This is a genomic window from Roseovarius amoyensis, assembly GCF_003260265.1.
In the GTDB taxonomy this organism is placed as follows: Bacteria; Pseudomonadota; Alphaproteobacteria; order Rhodobacterales; family Rhodobacteraceae; genus Roseovarius; species Roseovarius amoyensis.
Genome location: NZ_QITQ01000073.1, coordinates 1 through 1,663, shown reverse-complemented (window position 1 = coordinate 1,663; position 1,663 = coordinate 1). Strand labels below are relative to the sequence as shown.

Annotated in this window: 2 protein-coding genes and 1 pseudogene; 1 reads left to right on the top strand and 2 read right to left on the bottom strand. The window is 60.8% G+C overall.

The annotated features are described in order from the left end of the window. On the top strand, positions 1-293 hold a 293-nt coding region (locus DL899_RS19195), incomplete at its 5' end, for a transposase (RefSeq protein WP_204355379.1). A 100-nt stretch (positions 294-393) separates the two neighbouring features. On the opposite strand, the gene DL899_RS19190 is transcribed toward DL899_RS19195, so the two are convergent. Beyond that, positions 394-1,359 carry an NAD(P)H-dependent flavin oxidoreductase gene (locus tag DL899_RS19190; protein WP_111735906.1) on the bottom strand — a complete coding sequence of 322 codons (966 nt, stop codon included), beginning with the start codon at positions 1,357-1,359 and terminating at the stop codon, positions 394-396. 228 nt (positions 1,360-1,587) lie between these two features. Then, positions 1,588-1,663 (bottom strand): annotated as a pseudogene (locus tag DL899_RS20275) (IS6 family transposase); the annotation flags it as partial.

The following is a 1,663-nucleotide window of genomic DNA, read 5'->3' as shown; positions in this document are numbered from 1 at the left end:
CGGTCATGCCGTCCGAGGCCGAGCATGACGTACTGGCCTACATGGCCTTCGACGAGAGCCTGCGCTCGAAGCTGCACAGCACCAACCCGCTCGAGCGCGTCAACAAGGAGGTCAAGCGGCGCACCAACGTGGTCGGGATCTTCCCCAATCGCGAGGCCGCCATCTGGCTGGTCGGCGCGCTCATGCTGGAGCAGAACGACGAATGGGCCGTCTCGCGCCGTTACATGCCAGTGGAAAAGCTGACCGCCATGTGCAACGATACCGATGCGGCGACGATGATCGCCGCACAGTGAACGAGCAACACCAGCTATGAAGAAGCAGGTGGACCCCAGTTCCTACACCACTCATCGGGGCACTACCAAGGGCAGCGGGATAACCTGCCGACCTCGTGAGTCAGGCGCAGAGCGCCACCTTCGCGGCATGGTATTCCCGGTCGAGGCGGTCGACATACTCCGCCGTACTCGTCACACCTTGTACCGCACCGATCCCCTGACCGCTGCCCCAAATGTCTCGCCAAGCCTTCGGGCGGATGTCGCCCGTGGCCAGATTCAATTTGTTGCTTTCGCCGGTCAGGTTGTCCGGGTCGAGGCCGACCGCCCGAACTGACGGCTTCAGGTAATTCGCGTTCACGCCGCTGAAATGATTGGTGTAGACGATATCGTCCGCACCGCTGTCGACGATCATCTGCTTGTAATCCTCCGAAGCGGCAGCCTCGCTCGTTGCGATGAAGGGCGATCCGATATAGCCGAAATCGGCGCCCATGGCCTGCGCTGCCAATATGGCCTGTCCGGTGGCGATAGACCCCGACAGCGCCAGCGGACCGTCGAACCATGTGCGGATTTCCTGAACCAGCGCAAAGGGCGACAGCGCGCCCGCATGCCCTCCCGCACCGGCGCAAACCGCGATCAGGCCGTCGGCCCCCTTGTCGATGGCCTTTTTCGCGTATTTGTTGTTGATCACGTCATGAAGCACGGTGCCGCCGCAATCATGTGCCGCCTGGTTCACGTCCTCGCGTGCGCCCATCGAAGTGATCCAGATTGGCACCTTCCAACGGGCACAGATCTCGACGTCGCGTTCGACCCGGTCATTCGAGCGGTGCACGATCTGGTTGACCGCGAAGGGCGCGGCGGGCCGGTCGGGGTTGGCCTGATTATGCGCATCAAGCTCTTCGGTGATGCGTTTGAGCCAGGCTTCAAGCAGGGGGGGCTCTCCGTCCTTTTCGCGTGCGTTCAGGGCGGGAAAACTGCCGATCACGCCGGCTTTGCACTGGGCGATGACAAGGTCAGTCCCGGATACCAGAAACATTGGCGAGCAGATCACGGGCAGGCGCAGATGGCCGAGAAGAGTGTCGAAATACATGGTTCGTTATGCTTTGCTGTTTCAACAGGACGCTGCGCGGAGCCGTCGCCAGCGAATATCTGGCCAGATCAAAACATCGCGGCCAGGAGATCGCAATGGAAAAGGAAGGCAGTATCCATTTAACACAAGTCTGTTTTCCGACGCTGACCTATAGCTTGTTGACACAGGCCGCCTTTAGGCATTGCCAACTTATTTGCACCGGGCAGAATGCTGCCTGATCCGCGCCCGTCAGGCGGTCATCTCGAGTGCGTAGCCGTTCCAAAGATCAAAGGCATCGGATCGGGCGTGGCGGTACGATGTGGCG

Bases quoted from the DNA above. Each gene is read 5' to 3' on its own strand.
- DL899_RS19190 (WP_111735906.1), bottom strand. From the start codon at position 1,359: ATGTATTTCGACACTCTTCTCGGCCATCTGCGCCTGCCCGTGATCTGC.